General features: G+C 24.6%; 21 protein-coding genes and 3 pseudogenes. 6 read left to right on the top strand and 18 right to left on the bottom strand.

Annotated elements, in window-relative coordinates; genetic code table 11:
* Positions 1 to 19 precede the first annotated feature (19 nt).
* The 7 genes and pseudogenes from QP548_RS17035 to QP548_RS15605 all read right to left on the bottom strand — a co-directional run bounded on the left by QP548_RS17035 (position 20) and on the right by QP548_RS15605 (position 3,780).
* Positions 20 to 769: an IS110 family transposase gene (locus QP548_RS17035; RefSeq protein ID WP_338012351.1), complete on the bottom strand. Its 750-nt coding sequence runs from the start codon at positions 767 to 769 to the stop codon at positions 20 to 22.
* A gap of 27 nt (positions 770 to 796) precedes the next feature.
* Positions 797 to 1,215: pseudogene (locus QP548_RS17030) on the bottom strand (IS110 family transposase); the annotation flags it as partial.
* 295 nt (positions 1,216 to 1,510) lie between these two features.
* Complete coding sequence (locus QP548_RS15625) at positions 1,511 to 1,885, bottom strand: type II toxin-antitoxin system PemK/MazF family toxin (protein WP_061429495.1); 375 nt, start codon at positions 1,883 to 1,885, stop codon at positions 1,511 to 1,513.
* Positions 1,886 to 1,952: 67 nt separating this feature from the next.
* Entirely contained in the window at positions 1,953 to 3,041 is a 1,089-nt protein-coding gene (locus QP548_RS15620) for a CAP domain-containing protein (RefSeq protein ID WP_061429494.1), read from the bottom strand.
* Positions 3,042 to 3,102: 61 nt separating this feature from the next.
* Positions 3,103 to 3,309, bottom strand: a complete 207-nt coding sequence (locus QP548_RS15615; protein WP_242944748.1) for a hypothetical protein — start codon at positions 3,307 to 3,309, stop codon at positions 3,103 to 3,105.
* Between the two features lie 42 nt (positions 3,310 to 3,351).
* Positions 3,352 to 3,477: a terminase gpP N-terminus-related DNA-binding protein gene (locus QP548_RS15610; protein ID WP_236907375.1), complete on the bottom strand. Its 126-nt coding sequence runs from the start codon at positions 3,475 to 3,477 to the stop codon at positions 3,352 to 3,354.
* Positions 3,478 to 3,573: 96 nt separating this feature from the next.
* Positions 3,574 to 3,780 (bottom strand): helix-turn-helix transcriptional regulator, encoded by a 207-nt coding sequence (locus QP548_RS15605; RefSeq protein WP_061429493.1) that lies wholly within the window; start codon positions 3,778 to 3,780, stop codon positions 3,574 to 3,576.
* Positions 3,781 to 3,950: 170 nt separating this feature from the next.
* Between QP548_RS15605 and QP548_RS15600 the strand changes: the two genes are divergently transcribed.
* Positions 3,951 to 4,964 carry a helix-turn-helix domain-containing protein gene (locus QP548_RS15600; protein WP_061429492.1) on the top strand — a complete coding sequence of 338 codons (1,014 nt, stop codon included), beginning with the start codon at positions 3,951 to 3,953 and terminating at the stop codon, positions 4,962 to 4,964.
* A 267-nt stretch (positions 4,965 to 5,231) separates the two neighbouring features.
* Here QP548_RS15600 and QP548_RS15595 read toward each other — a convergent pair whose 3' ends face one another.
* A complete protein-coding gene (locus QP548_RS15595; protein ID WP_061429491.1) occupies positions 5,232 to 6,044 on the bottom strand; it encodes a hypothetical protein in 813 nt (270 codons plus the stop codon).
* A gap of 592 nt (positions 6,045 to 6,636) precedes the next feature.
* On the opposite strand from QP548_RS15595, the gene QP548_RS15590 reads away from it, so the two are divergent.
* A complete protein-coding gene (locus QP548_RS15590) occupies positions 6,637 to 7,554 on the top strand; it encodes a ParM/StbA family protein (protein WP_061416129.1) in 918 nt (305 codons plus the stop codon).
* Entirely contained in the window at positions 7,554 to 7,892 is a 339-nt protein-coding gene (locus tag QP548_RS15585) for a hypothetical protein (protein ID WP_003474957.1), read from the top strand. The genes QP548_RS15590 and QP548_RS15585 overlap by 1 nt, the downstream gene beginning before the upstream one ends.
* 36 nt (positions 7,893 to 7,928) lie before the next feature.
* On the opposite strand, the gene QP548_RS15580 is transcribed toward QP548_RS15585, so the two are convergent.
* The 6 genes and pseudogenes from QP548_RS15580 to QP548_RS15555 all read right to left on the bottom strand — a co-directional run bounded on the left by QP548_RS15580 (position 7,929) and on the right by QP548_RS15555 (position 12,161).
* Positions 7,929 to 8,423, bottom strand: coding sequence for a hypothetical protein (locus QP548_RS15580; protein ID WP_061429490.1), 495 nt, complete (start codon positions 8,421 to 8,423; stop codon positions 7,929 to 7,931).
* Positions 8,424 to 8,488: 65 nt separating this feature from the next.
* The gene (locus QP548_RS15575) at positions 8,489 to 8,716 is read right to left on the bottom strand and encodes a hypothetical protein (protein WP_061429489.1); all 228 of its coding nucleotides are present in this window, start codon (positions 8,714 to 8,716) and stop codon (positions 8,489 to 8,491) included.
* A 284-nt stretch (positions 8,717 to 9,000) separates the two neighbouring features.
* Positions 9,001 to 9,512: pseudogene (locus QP548_RS17070) on the bottom strand (winged helix-turn-helix transcriptional regulator).
* 114 nt (positions 9,513 to 9,626) lie between these two features.
* Positions 9,627 to 9,866 carry a hypothetical protein gene (locus QP548_RS15565; protein WP_193394133.1) on the bottom strand — a complete coding sequence of 80 codons (240 nt, stop codon included), beginning with the start codon at positions 9,864 to 9,866 and terminating at the stop codon, positions 9,627 to 9,629.
* A gap of 287 nt (positions 9,867 to 10,153) precedes the next feature.
* Complete coding sequence (locus QP548_RS15560) at positions 10,154 to 11,365, bottom strand: hypothetical protein (RefSeq protein ID WP_061429526.1); 1,212 nt, start codon at positions 11,363 to 11,365, stop codon at positions 10,154 to 10,156.
* A gap of 57 nt (positions 11,366 to 11,422) precedes the next feature.
* Positions 11,423 to 12,161 (bottom strand): annotated as a pseudogene (locus QP548_RS15555) (recombinase family protein).
* Between the two features lie 554 nt (positions 12,162 to 12,715).
* Between QP548_RS15555 and QP548_RS15550 the strand changes: the two are divergent.
* The 3 genes from QP548_RS15550 (at position 12,716) to QP548_RS15540 (ending at position 14,931) form a co-directional block, all read left to right on the top strand.
* Positions 12,716 to 13,135, top strand: coding sequence for a hypothetical protein (locus tag QP548_RS15550; RefSeq protein ID WP_061429524.1), 420 nt, complete (start codon positions 12,716 to 12,718; stop codon positions 13,133 to 13,135).
* Positions 13,136 to 13,257: 122 nt separating this feature from the next.
* On the top strand, positions 13,258 to 13,875 hold the full coding sequence (locus tag QP548_RS15545) for a DNA/RNA non-specific endonuclease (protein ID WP_338012343.1): 618 nt from the start codon (positions 13,258 to 13,260) through the stop codon (positions 13,873 to 13,875).
* A gap of 606 nt (positions 13,876 to 14,481) precedes the next feature.
* Positions 14,482 to 14,931 carry a hypothetical protein gene (locus QP548_RS15540; protein ID WP_061416208.1) on the top strand — a complete coding sequence of 150 codons (450 nt, stop codon included), beginning with the start codon at positions 14,482 to 14,484 and terminating at the stop codon, positions 14,929 to 14,931.
* Between the two features lie 1,240 nt (positions 14,932 to 16,171).
* Here the strand turns inward: QP548_RS15540 and QP548_RS15535 are convergent.
* The 4 genes from QP548_RS15535 to QP548_RS15520 form a co-directional block, all read right to left on the bottom strand.
* On the bottom strand, positions 16,172 to 16,582 hold the full coding sequence (locus tag QP548_RS15535; protein WP_061416206.1) for a hypothetical protein: 411 nt from the start codon (positions 16,580 to 16,582) through the stop codon (positions 16,172 to 16,174).
* A gap of 477 nt (positions 16,583 to 17,059) precedes the next feature.
* On the bottom strand, positions 17,060 to 17,860 hold the full coding sequence (locus QP548_RS15530) for a class C sortase (protein ID WP_061416204.1): 801 nt from the start codon (positions 17,858 to 17,860) through the stop codon (positions 17,060 to 17,062).
* A 141-nt stretch (positions 17,861 to 18,001) separates the two neighbouring features.
* On the bottom strand, positions 18,002 to 19,561 hold the full coding sequence (locus QP548_RS15525; RefSeq protein WP_061429523.1) for a SpaH/EbpB family LPXTG-anchored major pilin: 1,560 nt from the start codon (positions 19,559 to 19,561) through the stop codon (positions 18,002 to 18,004).
* Positions 19,561 to 20,510 (bottom strand): MSCRAMM family protein (locus QP548_RS15520; protein ID WP_284905652.1); only part of this gene is annotated, 950 nt, incomplete at its 5' end. The genes QP548_RS15525 and QP548_RS15520, both read right to left, overlap by 1 nt.

The raw sequence follows: 20,510 nt of genomic DNA, 5'->3' as shown, positions 1-20,510 counted from the left end.
TTATTTTTCAAATCAAAATTTAAGTCATATAAACTTCTTTTACCTTAGCATAATAAATTCGTAAAAACTTATTTAAAGCAGCAATTTTAGCTACTTTTTTAGCTTTTCCTTCAATTTCTTTTTTTAGCATATATAAATATACGGAATCATTAGGCTTATTACTTTTTAAGCATTGCATAATTTCATATCCAGTTTTCCTAAGTAAAGCAGACCCCCGCTTTGAAATACGACGTTTATTTGAAACAAACTGTCCAGATTCAAAAGGTGGAGAATCAATTCCTACATAAGCTATTAAAGCTTTTTTATTGTGATATCTTTTTATATTACCAATTTCAGCTATTAAACGTGGAGCCAATTTATCTCCCACTCCAGGCATATTTCTAACTACATCATATTCTTTTAACTTTCTTGCCTGTTTTTGCATTTGTGATAAAATCATATATAGAGTTCTATTTACTTCATCAAGAACTCTAACTGCTTCTAATACTAACATTTTAGTAGATGGAGAATTAGAAGATAATGTAGGGATACCTTCTTGTGCTAAAGCATATATTTCCTTTGCTTTTGTTTCACTTTGATGGTATCCATTCTTCTTACACCATTTCATATAGCTACCTATAAATTGCTTTTCACTTTTTTTAGTAATATTATCATAATGCCAATACTCCCTTATAAAGTCATTTAACTTATCTTTCTCTACTTTATCTAAGCTATTCCTTAATAAAGTTTTTATTTTCGGCATTGTCATATCTAATAAATTACCTAACATAAGCTTACTTTCGATTTTCATTTTTACATAGTGAGAATACTGTCTTCCTAATAATTTTAGTTCCGAATATATCTCATCTGTAATTTCATAATCAACTAACTTAAACCAATTATCAATTCCATAGTTAGCTATTTTAATAGAATCAATCTTATCAGTCTTAGCCTTTCTTAATCCTCTGAAAGAATACTTTTCATTAATAAAGGATTTATTACAGATACAAATATATTGTGCTCCTTAAGATAAGTAAGAACCGGTAAATGATAAGAACCAGTTGCTTCCATTACAACTTTTACGTCCTCTTTTAGACTTAAAATATCATTTACTAAATTTTTCAAATCTGTTTCTGTATGTTGAATTTCATATGAATCTTTAAAAACCTCACCATAAGGTTTTAATGCACAAACAGTACTTTTCCCTTTTGAGACATCAATTCCTATACTAATCATCATATTCCTCCTAAAAGTATTGTAATTTAATCCTACCTACACTTATTACAATTCATTTTGGTTAGTTACACGAACGCCTTAATGGTTTCAACCTGCTTAATCGAATCTTTATAATAAGGGGAAGGCTAACAGTTTTTAAAACGGATATTATAAACCCAAAGAGTGCCCCGTCAGACCAATTACACCCTCTATTATAAATTAAAATAAGTGCAAATATTTAATCATATATTATGATTTTTATTTACAATTAAACAGTACCAAAGAGTGCTACTTAATTGCAACACTCTTGAACTTTCTAACTTAAACCAATACTTATTCCTAATGCTCTATTTAGTTCTTTTATTTCATATCCATTTAACTTTCCTATTTTCTCTCTCATCTGATACCTAGAAATAGTTGTTATTTGCTCTAATAAAATAGTAGCTGGCTTTTCTAAACATTCTTTTATTATTTTAGTATGTACTGGCATTTTTCTCTTAGGCTTAGATGTTACAGAAGTAACTATAAAAGTTTCACCTTCTCTATTCCCAATATCATTTTGAATTACAATAACTGGCCTAATTCCACCTTGTACTGAACCAAACTTACTCTTTATTTCTCCTAAGTCTGCATAGAAAATATCTCCTCTATAGACTTCTCCTTTATAAAAATCTTTCCTCACTCTTCCCATATGTTCTCCCCCTAAAAAACAGTATCAAAAAAGATCTAGAGTAAAACTCTAGATCTTTATATATAAATTAATAATCAAATCCTATTGTAAAATAATATCCACCATCAGCACTTTTGTATACATCGCAAGCTCCTTCTGTAAGTTCCTTATCTAAAATATTATTATTATGTGCTGGTGAATTTTTAAATTGTTGTAATATTCCACTTGCAGTTAAATTTTTATTTGAATTACTTCCTGTAACTTGTCCACCTTCAGGATAATTAGTATGATAACTGCCCTTATTCTTTTTAGCCATTTCTTCACAGTGTGTTTTTGTCCATCCAGCATATTTATTACTCCACTTTAGAGCATTTAATCCTTTTGATTGTCTGTAAGCATTAAAATCACTCCAAAGTTGTTGTGTCATTGAATCCATATACTGAACCTCCTTTGGCTTTTCAACTGGCTTTGTTTGTTGTTGATTTTCTGCAGGTTTTTCTTGTTTATTCTCTTCTGGTTTTTGAGAAGGCTGTGGAGCTTCTTCAGGTTTTGACTCTTCAGGCTGCTCTTGTTTGTTACTTTCAGGCTTACTAGAGCTTTCTTCCTTACTAGGCTTTACAATTGTAATACTTCCTTCACTACTTGCAGTAGTACCTTTTACATCCTCCACTTTCTCAACCTTCTCACCACTTGGCTGTGAAGCTTGAACTTTATTTTCTGTTTTAGAACTTATAGTTTCGCCATTTGCTACTTTTATAGTTCCATTATCAACGTTTTCTACTTTTTCAACTTCACCTTTTTTATTTTTTATATTAACATCACTTCCAGCTTCTTTCTTTTCTTCAACTATCTTAGAAACATCGTCTCCTTTAGAACTGTCTGCGATGATATTACCATCTTTATCTTTAACAATCAATGATCCATCTTCTTGCTCTTCTACAGTTACTTCTTCATTATTTACATCTTTATTTTCTTCTAGCTTTTTATCTTCATCTGCTTTAGAATCTTCTTTTTTATCAGCTAAAGCTATATTGTTAGTATCAGTGTTTGCATAATGCTTACTTATTGCATATCCACCTACACCAACGACTGCTATTCCTAAAGCAACTGCAACTCCTATAGTTTCTTTTTTATGTACTTTCACAAATTCTATTATGGCCTTAATTCTCTTATTCATTTTAATTCTCTCCCTTTGAAATAATATTTTTTAAATATATCTCGCATATGTACCAAGTTATCTAAAACTTTTTCTTAAAACTAAAATGTTTTGGAACATCGAAAGGAACTACACATCCAATTTCATCTTCTTTTTTAACACTAAAATTTCCATGTCCATTATGTTTGTAAATGGAACTATTAGTCTTAACAAAGTTTCTATCACTCATAAACTTTTTACATTCTCTATGAGTAATTTTCCTTATTTCTTCATCTTGTAGTTTTTTCAATTCCCTTTTAGCTTTATTATGTTCTTTCAAATGACTAAAATTTCAGTTAAGACACTTATAAATAGTATCTTCCTTAGCCCCTAATATTTTTGCTATTTCTTTTCCCGAAAAACCATCTAAATAAAGACTTCCAACTTCATTTTTATTAAGTTCTCCTTTACCTCTCACAGCATCAACTCCTAAAGTTTGTCCTAAAAGTGTATTAAAAAAGGGCGTAGTTCGCTCTCCTTTTCTCCTACTGGACAAAACTTAAATTTAATTTATTTAGTTGTTTAATACTATTGCTCTATAAATTTCTTCCATACTTGTATCGTATATTCTAGATAATTTATAGACTTCACTTGCACTAGGGTTTTTTACTTTCCAATTTTCTAATTTGTGAATAAAACGTGCTTCTTTACCAATTAAGCTAGCAACTTCCCTTTGAGAAAGCACTTTATTCTTTCTTAGAAAGCTTAACTTGTTTTCCATATTTATCACCTTTATCCATATTTTCATTTAATTTACCTATATATTATCACGCTCACTCACTTATGTCAATATTTAATACTATTTTTAAATAAAATTAGTTTTATTTATATCTTTTACAATGTAATTATCCAAACATCTGATAAAACTATATTTAGAAAGGAGGATAATTTATGGCTAAAGAAATAGGACTTCATAGATTAGCGACAACATTAAAAGATTTCAGAAAAGATAATAAAATTTCTCAAGAAGATTTTGCTAAACAACTTGAAATAGCAAGATCTACTTTAAGTTATTATGAAAGAGCTAAAAGTGAACCTCCAATTTATACTCTGGTTAAAATGTCAGAAGTAATGAATTGCTCAATTGACGAACTGCTTGGTACAAATAAAGAAATTACTAATTCAACTGAAGAAAAGTTTTCTTATAGTGAACTAACAGAGAAAATTTATTACCTAAATGAACTAATTGATAAAAATATAAAAACCTATGAAGATTTAATAATGTCTAAAAAACGTACTGAAAGAATGTTCACCGAGTTAACTAGAGTTCTTAATCGTAGTGAATCTGATATTTTAACTTTTCAAAAACTTTCTAAAGAATTTGCTTCTCTTTTAGACAAAAATAAATCTATCGAAAATGAGTATAGTAAATCTATTAAAGAAGTTAATGAAGATAATATTTTTAACTATTCAATTACTGAAAAAGAAAATTTTCTTTCAAGTAATTTTAAAGACTTAATAAGTAATTTAAATTTCATTCCAATAGATGTAGTTGGTGAAGTTTCTTGCGGAACCCCATCATATGCATTTAATGAAATTAGTAAATCAATTGCTTTACCTAGCAATTACAAGGATTGTTTCGCCTTAAGAGTAAAAGGGAACAGTATGAATAAATTATTCAAGGACAATGAATTAATTATTTGCTGCAGAAATAAAACTCCTATTGATGGCGATATAGTAATAGCTTATTTAAGTGAAAATAATGAAGCTACTTGTAAAAAAATACATAAGAAAAAAGATAAATTAGAACTACACCCATGTAGTACACTTCCGTATGAAATACAATATTATGACAAAAATAGTGATATTAATATAATCGCAGTAGTTTTAGGATCTTTAAATGATATTCTAGACTTAGAAAATATCGATATTGAAGATCTGGAAGAAAAATTAAATACTATTTAAATCATAAAATTTAATATTAAGTTATATACTCAAGGATTTATATTTTATATAGAGCAATAAATATCATTGCTCTATATAAAAACATTTTATTTTGTTTACAATAACCAAATCAAACTTTTGTTCTCATATACATACGAACTTCTGTTCCCATTGTATCAAATTATCTATAAAAAAAATATGGTAATTTCCAATTTTTAATAAACTGGAAATTTTTCAGTTTATTTATAATCTATTTTTTAACAATAAATTCTATTAATTGTTAAATTGTTAATTAAAACATAGATTTTCTTCTATGTATTTCCAGTAATCTTTTGAATAATTTCTTTCTGTAAAGTTTGGTAGAACTCTGTTGTTCGCATTGTTCTTGATATATTTTCTATAATTTGAATAATATGTATTTCTAGTGTTCTCAATGACTGTATTAATATAACTCTCTAAAAATTTAACAGTTATATTTCTATAGTTTTCACTTAATTTTATTAAAACTTTATTCTTAATCCAAGAGCTCTTAACTCTAGCAGCTTTAAGTAACTCTTTAACTTTATTTCTAACATCAACAAGACTTGTACATTTTTCATACATGTCTGAATTAAATTCTTTTGAGTTACTATTAGAATCTATATCTATATTATTATTCCTAGTATACCTAGGAGTAGTTTGATTACCTTCTATGCTTGTTGTATCAAGGAGTGTAATGTTTTCATTATTGGGTAATTTATTGGGTAATGGCAGAAAATAACAGTTTCTTTTCTTTACATTTTCAATAATAAGTAAACCTAAATCTTTTAATTTATTTACTATATTTTTTATTTGTTTTAAGCTTATATTTTTTAGTTCTGGTCTTTTCTTTTTCTTTTTATTTACCCAATCATTATAATCTTTATGAATTTTAGAAAATGAGATGCTCCAAGATCCATTATTTAATAAAATACCTTTTCTGATAAATCTTAAGATACTTTGAGCTTTTCTTCTAGACTCTTTATATTCGATTTGATTTAAGACATGAAAATCTCTTTCTTCGAGATTAAACCTTTTCTCTTGTTCTAACTGTTCTTTAGTTAATAAGTGTATGTGTGCCATAAAAATAACTCCTTTCATCTAGGAAAGTACACTAAATCCTAAATAGAAAGAAGTTAAAATTTGCTAATATTACATTTCTATTAAAAAGTCAATAGATGTCATTGACTTTTTTCAATAGCTTTGATATCATAAAGCTATGAAAAGTGAATATTTCAAATAGAACTTTGTTCTATTTCGGATTTAAGTTCATCCATTAAGTTTACTTTGATTGGCGTCTCGGAAATTTAATGGATTTTTCCTTTTCCGTACTATTTAATTTAATTGAGTTAATAATACCATGTTAAAAATAATTTTTCAAGAGAGTAAAATTATAGAAAGTTTTACTCTCTTTTTTTATTAATTTTAATATATGTATATACTGAATATATACATATATGATTATTTATAATAAGTAATTGTATATACTGAATATATATAATTATATTTTTATATATTCAGTATATACAAAAGTAAGAAAATTAAAGAGAATAATAGTATTCCGAAGAAAATTTAGTATAAACTCAGTATATACTAAAATGAAAAGTTGTTTTTAGTATATATCTAGTATATACTAAATTTATAAAAGATAATTAATTTTGAAAGGAGCATTAAAATGCTAAAATTGGGAATAGATTTAGGTAATGGTTATACAAAATTTAAAGGAAGTAAATTTGCTAGTAAAACTAAAGTAGGAAGATTAGCAAGTTTAGCTGGACTAGGGGAAAAGCCAAAAGATATACATGAAGTAGGGTATAAAGGTACTACATATATTGTAGGAGATGGGGAAGTATTCACTTCACCAGATAGATACTTTGGATTAGATTATGAGATATGTTTATTGACAGCTATCGGACTTAGTAGTAAAGATATAGTTATAGATGCTAATATTTGTGTAGGATTACCTATAATATATTTTATGAGTGAGACTAAAGTTTTACTAGAAAAAAAATTAAATGAACTTACTGAAAAAGATAGTATAAAAATAACTATAAATGGACAAGATAAAATTATTAAAATAAATAATGCACGTGTTTTTGCAGAAGGAGCATATGTATTAGACTGTATGGATACAGATAATATAATAACTATAGATTTAGGAGCAGGTACAGTAAACATAACTCAATGGGATAATTTAATACCAATATCCTATGATACTATAACAAAGAGTTTTAATAAGTTATATAGGGATATAGCAAATCATATTAAAAACACTGGTAGGGGAGTAGTTACACCAGCTTATATTGAGGCTAACTTTGGAGAAGATACTATAACAATAGATGGTAAAGTTGTTGATATAACAGATACAAAACAGATGATATCTAAATATGTTTCAGCGATAGTATCAAATGTTTATGATATTTGTGATGTTCCACAAGCAAATAAGATACAGATATTTGGTGGTGGTGCTATTGCAACAGAAGAATATTGGAAAAATGCTTTTGGAAAAGACAGAGATGGAGTATCAGTTTTACCTAATAGTCAATACACTAACTCAAAAATTTATCAGAAAGCAGCAGAAATATTAAAATAATGGCTAGAGAATTAAAACCAATATCATTTAATCCAGATACTAAATCAGATAAGGAGATTTTAGATTACATTGATGAACTTGGTGTATCATTTGGTTCATATGTAAAATTACTTATAAGAAAAGATATGAGATCAGGTTCATCATTAAAAGAATTAAATGATAATAGTGAAATAGCTGAACAATTAAAAGAGTTAGTAAGTGTACTTAAAAATAATAATATAACTATTAATACTGATACTAAAAAAATGATATATGAAACAGATGAAATTAAAGAAAGTGAAAAAGAAAAAAAGCAAAGGTTAGCAATGGAAAATTTCATGAATATGGGGGGCAAATAGCCCCTTATTTTTATTTTAATAACTATATTTAAATATTCAAAATAATCCTAAAATCTTTCTTTTATTTTTTATCTTACTTAAATCATCTAAAGTAATTTTCAATGTTTTAATTTCTTCAGATAAATTTTTATAATCTTGTTGTTTTTCTTCAAGATCCTTTATTCTCTTTAAGTTATTAGTTATAACATTATTTAAAATAGTTATTTGATTATCTTTTAATTTTATTTGATTTTGTAGAATTTCTATAGTATTAAAATCAGGACTTTTTTCAGTTTTTATATCAGATATAGTATTTTTTTCTTCTAATAATCTATCTTCTTGGTTTATAGCTATATTTTTATTCTCTTGTTGTTTAATATTATTTCTTTTACTTTTAATTTCTTCTTCTAATAATTTGAAAAGTTCATTGCTTATTGCTACTTGACCACCATTCTTTTTAACTAATGGAGAAAATCTTTTTTTTCTAAGCAAATTATAAACTTCAGTCCTGGTTAAATCTAATTCATTGGCTACTTCTTGAGCTGTTCTCATATCTTAACTCCCCCTAATTTAAGAATATATAAATAATATTCTTGAAAATTATGGAAAATCCTTTATTAAAAATTATTCTTAATAATATTTTTAAATTCTTTCTTTAATTTATTTTTATTTAAGGCTCTATTTATAATATGTTCATTCCTAAATTCTTTTAAATGTCTATATATATGTTTTTGAATAGCATCTTTAGAAAAGTCATTATTTAATAATTTTTCAATTTCTTTTAAATTTAAGCCATTTCTATAAATAATTTTTATACATTTCTTATCTTTTTCTGATAATCTCATAAATTTTCTCATAATAATTTATAATTACTATTAGTATAGTATATAATTAAATTGCATAATATTCTTGGTTAACTCTAAACACAAAAAAGATTATCTCTTTAATTTAGAGATAATCTTTTTTATGTTAATAGATATACAGTTTAAATTAAGTTTGCAATTAATTTAATAGTTAATACTGGTTAAATTATTAACTTGTGAACTCGAAAGTTTCTAATACATTATTACAGTAAATTTTAGTATTGTTAACCTATTTTAACGTTTCTTTTATGTTTTTTCAAGTAATGTCATAAAAAATCTCTATAAACACCAATAATCTTTCCTAAAACTATAGGATCAGTATCATATACCTTTTCATAATCTGAAAATATTTTTTTTATAAAGGTACGATTTTAAAATAATAATAATCCTATACTATCCTTTTCTAGAGAATTTACTTTCTCGATAATAATAATGTAATCAGGAAATATATTATCTACAGTTACTATATAATCATTAGTAACTTTCTTGGGAAATACATCATTATTAGTATTAACTTGTTTTTTTGAAAATTTAATTAGATTTTTAATAGTTTCTTCTAATACATTTTTTTAATCTTTTTGTTTAAATCAATAATATGAATACTTTTTTTTCTACCTCTTTGTTCTCTTTTCCAAAGTTTTATTAATCCATCTTTTTCTAACATTTCTAAATGTTTATGAACAGTAGATGATGATTTTAAATTTACTGCATGAGCAATTTCTCTAACCGTAGGTTGATATCCTTTTTCTTTTATAAAATCTGTTAAAAATGTATACATTTGTTCTCTTTTTTCATGTGTTCACCTTATAAAAAGAAGTAGCTTTTTATTACTTAAAGCTACTTCTTTATTCTAAATTTATATTAAAATAGCTTGTACTCTCCATCATCAGACCTATAGTATATTTTTAGCATACTTAAGTTCATTAAGGCCCTTAAAAAGAGTAAATTCATCAAATACATCTAGGATTACATCAGGAATTTCATAGTCCTTTTCATAATCTGGGTCATCTTCAGATACAGCATAGTTATCTCTTACTTTCTTACCGTTATTATAAACTTCAACATTAATTCCATTCATTATGCTATACATACTTAAAGTTCTTGCAAAATCAATTCTAAATAAAAGCTGCATATTTCTATCATCAGTTTCTATATAATCCCTTATTAGTCTTGAAGTAATATCCTGTTCATGGTCTGTCTAGAATATTAGGTCCTCAAAAACTAATACATATTTTCTATTTGCATTATCTATACTATCAATTTTTGTATCCACTCTTTTTTTAGTTTAGAAGCTTCTCTTTCTAAATCATCTCTTGTTTTAACTAGATTCATACCTAATACACCTCGCAATATTTTTACTCACATTATAACTCATAAACAAAAAAGTTAAAGCTCTTTTTACTTTAACTTTTTAGTCATTTATATTGTATATTCAGTTAATTCTTCAATAATTGAGTCTTTATCAAAATATATTAATTTAGTATTTATTTTTAAAATTTTAAATATTATTTTTGAACGTCTATAAAACTTTAAATCATGTGTTATAAATATATTAGCTTTAGAAGCAAATATTAAGTGTTCTACATCATACACTCCACTACGAATTGTATTTTTCTTCTTATTTTTATCATTTTGATAACCAACAAACATTAATCCATTCATTAAAGCATAAATACTTGAATTTAGATTATTATAACTTTTTAAAAATTCCGGTGGAAGATTTTCATATTCTTCTAGTGAAAAGTTTCTACCATATCTAGAAACAGCTTTACTAAAAATTTTTCTACACTTATTATCATTTATGATGTTATCATTAGAATTTATATATTGTCTATGTTGTTGGGTATTATAATTATTGCTATCTGTAGTATTATCTAAACTTACTAATAATCTATAATTTTCTACTGCTTCATTTAAATCAAAACCTACTTCAAGAATTCTATTATATGAATAAATTGGATGTTCTTTAAATAACATTATCTTATCATCACTACTTCTAAATACTCCAATATCATTAGTTAAATTTGATAATTTATTTAATGCTTCTATATGATCACTATTTTTTCTTTTGGCAATTTCTTCGATATTCATAGGACTATAAATTACTTGAAATTTTTTGTTTAAATTAATAATACTATTAAAAAGATTTTCATTTGTTTCAAGTTCAGTTATTACATTATTATCTAGATAAATTAAATTTTTATTTGTTTCAATTGGAATTTTATTATGAAATTCTTTAGACGAATTAACTTTTTCAATTTTAGTATATAAATCTAATATTCTATTAATTTGCATAGATTTTTTATAATTTAAATATACAAGTTTTAATTTATAAAAATCTTTACTTATACCTGAAATATCTATATCTTCATTTTTATTTTTTTCAGATAATAATTTTTCTTGAACAGCTGAAAGTTCAAAAAATTCAAAAAAAATTTTTTGAAAACTATTAAAGTCCATACCAATAGCACTATCAAAATCTACAATGATATTTTTTTTTAACATATCGTTGTAGATATTATAAATATAAATTAAATTATCTTTATTAATTTTATAATCAAAAAAACATTTATCTAGAAAATTTTCACAATGTAGATTAAAGTTTTTTAACCACGTATAATTTAAATACATAATTCCTCCTTAAATCTTATTATTAAAAATTATTGTAACTATATAATAATATAATTTTTAATTTTTTTCATTTTCATATTTTTTTATTAAATTATAAAAAGAGTTTTTCTTTAAATTCATTAGTTCCATAGCTTTTACACCAGTAATTTCTTTAGCTTTCCATTTGTCATATAATTCTTTAAAATTACCTGGATATTCTATTCTTGGCCTACCTAAATGCTTTCCTTTAGCCTTTGCATTAGCAATACCTTCGGCTTGTCTTTGCTTAATCTTTACTCTTTCTTTTTCAGCCATATAGCTTAATAATTCAAATACTATATTGGATATTAAAGTTTTTTTCTAAATTACTTTTACCTTCAGTATTTAGTATAGGGGTATCAATAACAACTATATTTATTTCTTTTGATTGCAGCTCATTCCATTCTTCTTTAATTTGTGCCATATTTCTACCTAGTCTATCTAGCTCTTTTATAACTAAAATATCACCACTTCTTAATAGCTGCTCTTTAAGTGTTTTATATCCTTCTCTATTAAAGTCTTTTCCACTTTGCTTATCAGTTATTATGTCTCTTTCATTTACACCATAATCCTTTAAAGCTTCTATTTGTCTATCTAAATTTTGCTCTTTAGAGCTTACCCTTGCATAGCCATAGAGTTTACTACTTTCTATATTAATTACCCGTAAATCTTTGTCCTTACCTGTTTCAATATAACTTTCCATAAGAAATTTACTGCTAAAGGTTTGAGTAAATTTTTGATCTGAGTCACCATATACATAAATTAACTTATAACGCATTTTTATCACTCCATATTTAAATTATTACTTTAAGTATAGAAAAAAACGTTTATTAAAATCAATCAGTTTTAATAAACGTTTAAAAATAAAACTATATATATTTAAAAACAAAAAATAAATAAATTAAATAAGTTTTATAAAGGTGTACTTTTATAAACTGACGCTATTATCTATATAAAAATGATTTTTAATTTTATGATGAATTAACAGAATTGTGAAGATAATTTATAGGCTGTATTTGAATTTTATCTAAAGATTATTCTACTGAAAATACAATATATATTCAGATTATTCTACCAGAAGATAAAAATATAATATAGTATCTTTAACATATATTTTTTGTATAAATATATCTAATTTTTTTAAAGCTAAGAAAACACTTAAACAAAATTACCAATTTTGCATTATTTTTGACCAGTTTTACATATTATATTTAAATTTTATATCTGTAATAGTATAATTTAAATAGTTAATTTAGTAATTATTGTATAATATTCAGTTATTTAAATGTTTGTTTTTGTAAAATTTTTATTACAAATAAAAGGAGTGATTAAATGAAATTAATAATATGTCTTGACGAAAATGATGGATTTTTATTCAATAATCGTAGACAGAGTCAAGATAAATATCTCAGAAATGATATACTCGATTTAATTAAAGACAAAAGTATTTATATGAATAAATATTCTTACTCTCTGTATAAGGACAAAAAAAATAAAAATATTAAAGTATGCGATGATTTTTTGGAACAGTGCTCTGAAAATGATTATTGTCTTGTAGAAAACATTGAATTCAAAAAGTATGAAAAAAAAATAAATACAATAATTATTTATAAATGGAATAGAATTTATCCTGCCGATACTTTTTTTGATATGAATTTAAAAAAAGATAAATGGATTCTAATAGAAAATAAAAGTTTTTTAGGATATTCACATGATAAAATAACAAGATTAATTTATAGGAGAATTTTATGAAACAAAAAATAAAAATAATTAATTTTATAGTAGCTATTACTATTCTAGTAGGATTATTTGGTAATAATTTTAATTTTTCTAAAGCTTATCAAAAAAGCATAACTATATCGTCTGATCAAAAAATGTTGAAGCTTTCTAATGTTTCAAGTAAAGTTCCTAAATACACAGGTAAGGACTATATTATTTTAAATGACAATATTCCTAATTTTAATGATAAAGATTTAACTACTAATTCATTTGAAAATTATAGTTTGTTAGATGAACTAGGACGATGTGGTGTAGCTTATGCTAATATAGGCAGAGATTTGATGCCTAATTCAAAAAGAAAACCAATTGGTTCTGTTAAACCAAGTGGTTGGCACTCTAAAAAATATGATATTGTAGATGGAAAATATCTTTATAATAGATGTCACCTTATTGGATTTCAATTAACAGCCGAAAATGCAAATAAAAAGAATTTAATTACTGGCACCAGATATCTTAATACTAAACTAATGTTACCATATGAAAATATGGTAGCTGACTACATAAAAGAAACAGGAAATCATGTTCTATATAGAGTAACTCCGGTATTTGAAGGAAATAACCTTGTAGCAACTGGTGTTCAAATGGAAGCAAAATCTGTTGAAGATAATGGGAAAAGTATACAGTTTAATGTTTTTTTGTATAATGTACAACCTGGTATATCTATAAATTATAAAGATGGTACAAGTGAAAAAATTAATCAGATTAATATCTAAAACATATAATTTTTATTAATGTTTTTGTTTTATATAAAGTATTAATAATTTCATGTATAATACTTTATGATTTCTTAAAATTATGGTAACTAACTATTTATTATTAAAAGTTTGTCCAGTTTAGTATAAAATATGACCAGTTAAGCATATTTTATTGTAATAATTTTTAATAAGCTGTATTATTAGTTTATTAAGAATAATAAATATACATTTTTCTAGACAATAATTGAAAATTATTTAAATGAATATTATATTGTTGTGAAAAATATCGCAATTATTTTTGGGGGAAATTAATCAAATATATTGATGATTTTATAGGTTAGTAGTTATTTTATGGATTTTAATTGTTGATAAATTATTTAGGTGTAAATTATATTCTATATTATTTAAATTGATATTTTTTATTAGACTGCTTGTTAAGTTCAAACTTATAGAGCATTTTAGAATTACAATAAGGATATTTTACATTAGTTTTGTTCATTGCTTTTTTATCTTTTCTTGAGGGGTATAAATATTCTTTAGCAAGCTTATTGTATTCTCAAGTTTTGAAAATAGTAATGTTCATTTAAATTAATAAATCTATTAAATTTTTAAGGAGGAATAATTATGAAAATTGGAACTAAAGTTTTAGGTGCTGTTTTATTAGCATCAGTAAGTGTTGGTAGTTTTACAAATGTTGCATATGCAGCAAGTCATGTACATGAAAATGGGAAATCATATGTTGTAGATTGGGATAATTATGATTATTCCAATGGATTAGAAGGAAGTTTTACTTTAGAAGATGAATATGGCAATAAACCAATATTTTCTCAAAATGACCAAAAAGAATGGATTTCACCTATTTTAAAGGTTAAAGGCTCAATAATTTCTGGATTTGAATTTAAGTATTTAAATTTTAAATTTAATTTTGATAATGTAAAGGTTTATGATTGTGAAACTAAAGAAGAAATAACTAATGGATTTTTAAAAGCAGGTCAAAGGATATATATTGTGTCTAATGAAGATCCTGTTAACTTAAGATTAAGTATATCTCCAATACTTATAGCTGAAAATTAGTTGATTATAATTATTGATAAAATAAAGTTGAATTAAATAATAAATCATTTAACTTAATCAACATTTAAGAGAAAAATTAGAAATACATTTGCTATAACATTTAAACTCCGTTAATATAAATTAACGGAGTTTATGTTTTTTTATTATAAATCTACTAAGTTTAGACTATTTAAATATACATTCATTTTTTAATAGTATTAAATTTATAAGAGTATAGTATATTCAAAAATTAAGTAAAAATACTTGTTCTTTGATATATAGAATTTATGTGAATTGTATATAATATAATTATTGAATTTAAACACTATAAGAATAGTATACCTATAAGAAATGTTTCTGTATTAAATAAGATAGCAAGTTAACTTACAGATTTATTTATTATATTGTTTCAAAAAAGTATATAGTAGATATAAGAAATATCTTATAATCTTACTTCTGACCAGAGAGTGTAAAATATTTTGTGTAAACTGCTAAAAGTATATAATTAATTATCATTTTAAAAGGAGCGTGCACAGACTATTTATTATTAAGAAAAGGAATTAATAAAACGACTTACAAAAAAAAATATAAAGACTACTTAATATGCTAAAAATACTATTAAAAGTTTATTTTGTGTTTTAACTCAACAAATGCTTAAAGTTGAAATGGAATAATATTTAGGATATTGAAAATAGGATTATACAAATAAAAATACTACTAATTCCCCTAGTATTTTGTTTTATGCTGCGGAATATTCAAAGTATTGGTTGCTTGTTTTAAATGAATTAAAAAAAGGAGTATTAAAGTTATTCTTATTGCCTGTATATATGGATTTAAAGAAGTTATAAAATTATGTAGAAATAATTGAGAAGAGTTTATCTATATTCTTTAAATATCTATCGAAGATATGCTGAATCAGAAACTAAAGAATTAGTATAGATATTTAACATATAAAAATCTGTAAACTATTGATAAGTGTAGAAAATTCTCTTAATGTGTAAATTTCACACTTTCTCGATATTATCCTATTTTAATCACATTTATCACATTTCTTCTTTTAATATGTATATTATTAATAAATTTAGCTTTTTGAAAGTCTTTTCATAAAATCTATACTTCTTTATAAAAAGTCACAAAATAAACTGTAACTAAGTTTATTTTGTGACTTTACTAATATTTAATTTCTTTAATTATAAAATTTTTATAATAACTTTATTTATTAAACTATTCTACTATATTAATTGTCAATACGAATTATTTTTTATATACTAAGTGTTATGTAAGTAGGATCATCTTTAGATACAATGTAAATTCTTTGACCTCCTCTTAAATATCCATCTGTTATTTCTTTACGACTGTCAAAATCATAAACTTTAACCCTATTAGGGTAAGGATAAAATCTAAAAGGAAAACATCCATAACCTTTAACAGTTACTACATTTGATACCCACTCACAATTAACATTTTGTGCAAAAGTTGGTTTGTTTCCATTTTCATCTTCTAAAGTTATCCATCTTGTATGACAATTACTATAACTATAATTATCCCAATTTGTTACATACGTTGTCCCATTTTGGTATACATAATCTGATGCATATACAACATTTGTAAAGCTTCCTAAACTTACTGATGCTAATAAAACAGCACCTAAAACGTTAGATTTAATTTTCATAATACTCCTCCTTAAAACTTAAATTAATCTGTTAAGTTAAATAAACAGTGTTTTTTTTAATTTAAGAATACAATTAATTCTATAAAATTGAGAAAAATCAAGTAATAAAACTAATATAAAATTTCCTCATAATTATCAGAAATAGGTTTGAATTTAACAAGATGAATAATCAAAAATTTTTTAAAATAATAATTTAATATAAAAATTATTATTTTATTAGGCTACATTGATAATTAAATTTGGCTATATTTTTTGAAATATTAATTTTAAAAAATAAGTATTTCGATAAAACAACAGGTTAATACATACCTAAATTCTTAATATCTCAAACAGTTAATTTATTTTTATAACAACCTAACAGATTCTAATATTCCTTACACTTCACATTATATTTATAACAAAAATATTTTCAACACTATTTGTATAATTGGTCAAAATTTGTGCATAACTGGTAATTTAAAATAATATTTTAATCTTTTAATTTTTTGTTTTTCTCTTTAGTATAAGTATAATTAATAATACACTAAATATAATTAACACTGAACTTATAATAATTAACTCTTTATTTATGTATCTGTTTTTACTAATATCATTAACTGAATTATCTACTTTATTTGAATTAGTATCTTTTTGAAATACTCTTTCTCCTCTAACTAATAATCTTTCTGTATTAATTCCATAAGGATAACATGTCAAAAGAGTTACATAATCTTTATTAGGATAAACTTTTATTTTATTTGTATCATTCGGTTTTACTATGCTAATATCATCTACTTTATAAGTTAAGTTCATATCAAATATATTTATATAAAACAAATCTCCTTCCTTTAATTGATCAATATCAGTAAATAATTTTTGTGTTGTAAATCCTGTATGAGCTGACAATACTGAATGAGTATTGTCACCTCCAATTGGTATAGAAGTTCCTTCTATAACTCCAACTCCCTTTTTCAATATCTCCTGACTAGTTCCCTCATAAATCGGTAATCTAACATTTATTTTTGGAATATCAATATAGCCAAGCATATAACCACTTTCAAATTTATCCTTAGGAGTTATACCTTTAGCTATATCTATATTATAAATACGTGATTTTTCAACTAACTCATTTAATCTATCTTCTGATGTATTTTTAATACTATTTTTATATTCTGAAATAGTATTAACTGCATATTTATTATTTATATAATTAGATACACTAGGATAAAGTAAAACCCCAATAGCTATTAGTGTTATTACTATTAATAAAATTAAATATATTCTTTTAAAAATTTTCATATTAATTAATTTTAGGTAATTATTATACCTTATTATTCTCCTTTACAATTATGTCAAAAAACTTCTTTTATAAGTATTTAAACAAATAAAAGAAGTTTTTATATTTAATCAGGCATATTATTGATTTTGTTAATTTTTCACTTAAGCTCTTTCTTTCTTAGCTAATATAACATATCCTGAACCTAGAACAACAACTACTCCTAATAGAGCTAGTCCTAATTTAATAAATCCATCTGTTCCAAGCCCACCAGTGCCAGGAAGTGAAATTCCTGCATAGTTTTTAATTTGTACATTAAATAATACATTTCCATCATTCATAGTAATATCATTTACTATACTACCAGCTTTATTACCATTTGTTACAGCTATAGTAGCTTGACCAGTATAATCCCCATTACTATCTTTTTGAGCTGTTATAGTAACTTTTACTGGTTCTTTTAAAAGTGAATATCCTTTAGGTGCTTTTTCTTCTGTTATGAAGTAATCACCTTCCTCTAATCCAGTAAATGCAACTACTCCATTTGCATTTGTTACTCCATTTCCTTGTAATATAACTACATTTCCACTTTCATTATAAGTATATTTACCCACTATATTTTTATTAGAATCTTTTACTGAAAACTCAGCTCCTGCTAAATCTTTTGTTATATCTTCAGAATCAACTTTTTTAACACCAAATCCCCACGTATATGATATTACTTTATCATTTATTGTTTTATTACTATTTTGAATATCTGGATTATTAGTATATTCTAAAGTAATATTATTAGGATTTCCAGCATTAACTTTTGTATCAACTAAAGCATTTTCATTTAAAGTTGCTTGATATTCTAAAGTTAATCCTTCCGAAGCATAAGCTTTTATATTATCATAAACAAAATTTACTTCTATACTAGTACTTCCATCAGAATTTTTAGTAGTTATTACAGTATAATCTGTATTTTCTACAAAAGTTTTATTTTCTGAAGTTATTTTTAATCCAGCATTACTATCATAAGTAAGCCCTTTACTCATAGTATCTTTAATTTTATATACTATATTAGTTGCATTTTTTTCATATGTTGGAATTGTTGATGTTACTTTATACTTTATAGTATCTCCAATATTTGCACTTGAAGTATCAACTAATCTATTATCTTCTACTATCTTCTTTTCTATAGCTGGAGTAGTATCTTTTGGAATAATTGTGATATTATAGTTCCATTTATCATTTTCTACTTGTGGAACTGAAGCTAGCATAGCTGTTGATACAACTGCATTTCCTGTTGATTGTTCTGAGGTTTCTAATACTAAATAATATCCTAAATCAACATTTGTTTTTACTCCTGAGTCAACTTGTATTCCATTAGAAATTTTATTATCAATAGCATATTTATGTAATTGAGCTGCAAATTCTTTAATATCATCTGCAGTAGTTAAATCTTTAATTTGATTTTCTGTATAGTTTCCATATTGAAGATTATTGAAAAATCCCTTAAAATTATCTGTTGCAGTATAATCATATGCATCACCACTTTGAGTTGCCTTTAAAACTTGATATGCTGTAAATCCTGCTCCTTCTTTTGTTATAGTTATACTTCCAGTTTTAGGAGCATCTTTATCAATACTTGGAGTATTAGCTGCAAAAACTGGCGTAGATAATGTTAACATCATTACTAATGATGAAACAACTACTGTAATTTTTTTTAGTAATTTGTCCATTAATTAAATCTCCTTTTCTTGTTTATTAATAAAGTTATCATAAGAATAAAATTTATTCCTATTACCAAAATTGCTATATCGCTTTGAATCCTAAATCCATTACCACCTGTTTCTGGCAATACGATTCCTTTTTCATTTTCAACATTAATTTGATATAAATTTAAACTTTCATTTTTATCTAAATTAATATTTTTTCCATCTTCTCCAACTTTGTAGTAACTATTATTACTATCTAAATGAATATAAATATCTTTACCTAATTTATATCCGTTTGGAGCCTTTATTTCTTTTAAAATATAGTCTCCATAGCCTAATTTATTAATTGTAAAAGAACTATCACTATTATTTGCTTTTAAAGTACTATCCCCTTGTTTATTAAATTCATATTTTTGATATAAATTTGAAAAGCTAAATTTCAACGGATTCTTGATATCATTAATAGAAAAAATTTCAAATTCAGCTCCTTCTAAAGGTTTAGCATTTTCTTTATCAACCTTTGAAATCTTTAATTCAACCTGATTTGGATCATTAACTTTCTCAATTTTAATAGCTTCTTTTTGGCCTACAACTATAGTAAATTTAACTGGTGTTGTATCAAGTTCATATCCATCTGGAGCCTTGGTCTCTACAAATTGATAATCACCTGGCGCTAAATCATTCAATGATATTTGTCCATTTTCATCTGTTGTAAGATCAGTTTTTATATTGTTTCCTTTTTGATCTTGCAAGTTAAATACAGCTCCTTTAAGTGCATGTCCACTTTGTGAGTCTTTCTTTGTTAGTATTACACTGCCTGGAGTTGCTATATTAACTTTCTCAATCTTAATAGCTTCTTTTTGACCTACAACTATAGTAAATTTAACTGGTGTTGCATCAAGTTCATATCCATCTGGAGCCTTGGTCTCTACAAATTGATAATCACCTGGCGCTAAATCATTCAATGATATTT

Source organism: Clostridium sp. UMB9555A (assembly GCF_030222355.1).
In the GTDB taxonomy this organism is placed as follows: Bacteria; Bacillota; Clostridia; order Clostridiales; family Clostridiaceae; genus Sarcina; species Sarcina perfringens.
This window is presented reverse-complemented; position numbering and strand designations above follow the sequence as displayed.

What these genes read in the sequence shown, in the direction of transcription:
- QP548_RS17035 (WP_338012351.1), bottom strand. Translation starts at nt 769, where the DNA reads ATGTTAGGTAATTTATTAGATATGACAATGCCGAAAATAAAAACTTTA.
- QP548_RS15625 (WP_061429495.1), bottom strand. Translation starts at nt 1,885, where the DNA reads ATGGGAAGAGTGAGGAAAGATTTTTATAAAGGAGAAGTCTATAGAGGA.
- QP548_RS15620 (WP_061429494.1), bottom strand. Translation starts at nt 3,041, where the DNA reads ATGAATAAGAGAATTAAGGCCATAATAGAATTTGTGAAAGTACATAAA.
- QP548_RS15605 (WP_061429493.1), bottom strand. Translation starts at nt 3,780, where the DNA reads ATGGAAAACAAGTTAAGCTTTCTAAGAAAGAATAAAGTGCTTTCTCAA.
- QP548_RS15600 (WP_061429492.1), top strand. Translation starts at nt 3,951, where the DNA reads ATGGCTAAAGAAATAGGACTTCATAGATTAGCGACAACATTAAAAGAT.
- QP548_RS15595 (WP_061429491.1), bottom strand. Translation starts at nt 6,044, where the DNA reads ATGGCACACATACACTTATTAACTAAAGAACAGTTAGAACAAGAGAAA.
- QP548_RS15590 (WP_061416129.1), top strand. Translation starts at nt 6,637, where the DNA reads ATGCTAAAATTGGGAATAGATTTAGGTAATGGTTATACAAAATTTAAA.
- QP548_RS15585 (WP_003474957.1), top strand. Translation starts at nt 7,554, where the DNA reads ATGGCTAGAGAATTAAAACCAATATCATTTAATCCAGATACTAAATCA.
- QP548_RS15580 (WP_061429490.1), bottom strand. Translation starts at nt 8,423, where the DNA reads ATGAGAACAGCTCAAGAAGTAGCCAATGAATTAGATTTAACCAGGACT.
- QP548_RS15575 (WP_061429489.1), bottom strand. Translation starts at nt 8,716, where the DNA reads ATGAGATTATCAGAAAAAGATAAGAAATGTATAAAAATTATTTATAGA.
- QP548_RS15565 (WP_193394133.1), bottom strand. Translation starts at nt 9,866, where the DNA reads ATGCAGCTTTTATTTAGAATTGATTTTGCAAGAACTTTAAGTATGTAT.
- QP548_RS15560 (WP_061429526.1), bottom strand. Translation starts at nt 11,365, where the DNA reads ATGTATTTAAATTATACGTGGTTAAAAAACTTTAATCTACATTGTGAA.
- QP548_RS15550 (WP_061429524.1), top strand. Translation starts at nt 12,716, where the DNA reads ATGAAATTAATAATATGTCTTGACGAAAATGATGGATTTTTATTCAAT.
- QP548_RS15545 (WP_338012343.1), top strand. Translation starts at nt 13,258, where the DNA reads ATGTTGAAGCTTTCTAATGTTTCAAGTAAAGTTCCTAAATACACAGGT.
- QP548_RS15540 (WP_061416208.1), top strand. Translation starts at nt 14,482, where the DNA reads ATGAAAATTGGAACTAAAGTTTTAGGTGCTGTTTTATTAGCATCAGTA.
- QP548_RS15535 (WP_061416206.1), bottom strand. Translation starts at nt 16,582, where the DNA reads ATGAAAATTAAATCTAACGTTTTAGGTGCTGTTTTATTAGCATCAGTA.
- QP548_RS15530 (WP_061416204.1), bottom strand. Translation starts at nt 17,860, where the DNA reads ATGAAAATTTTTAAAAGAATATATTTAATTTTATTAATAGTAATAACA.
- QP548_RS15525 (WP_061429523.1), bottom strand. Translation starts at nt 19,561, where the DNA reads ATGGACAAATTACTAAAAAAAATTACAGTAGTTGTTTCATCATTAGTA.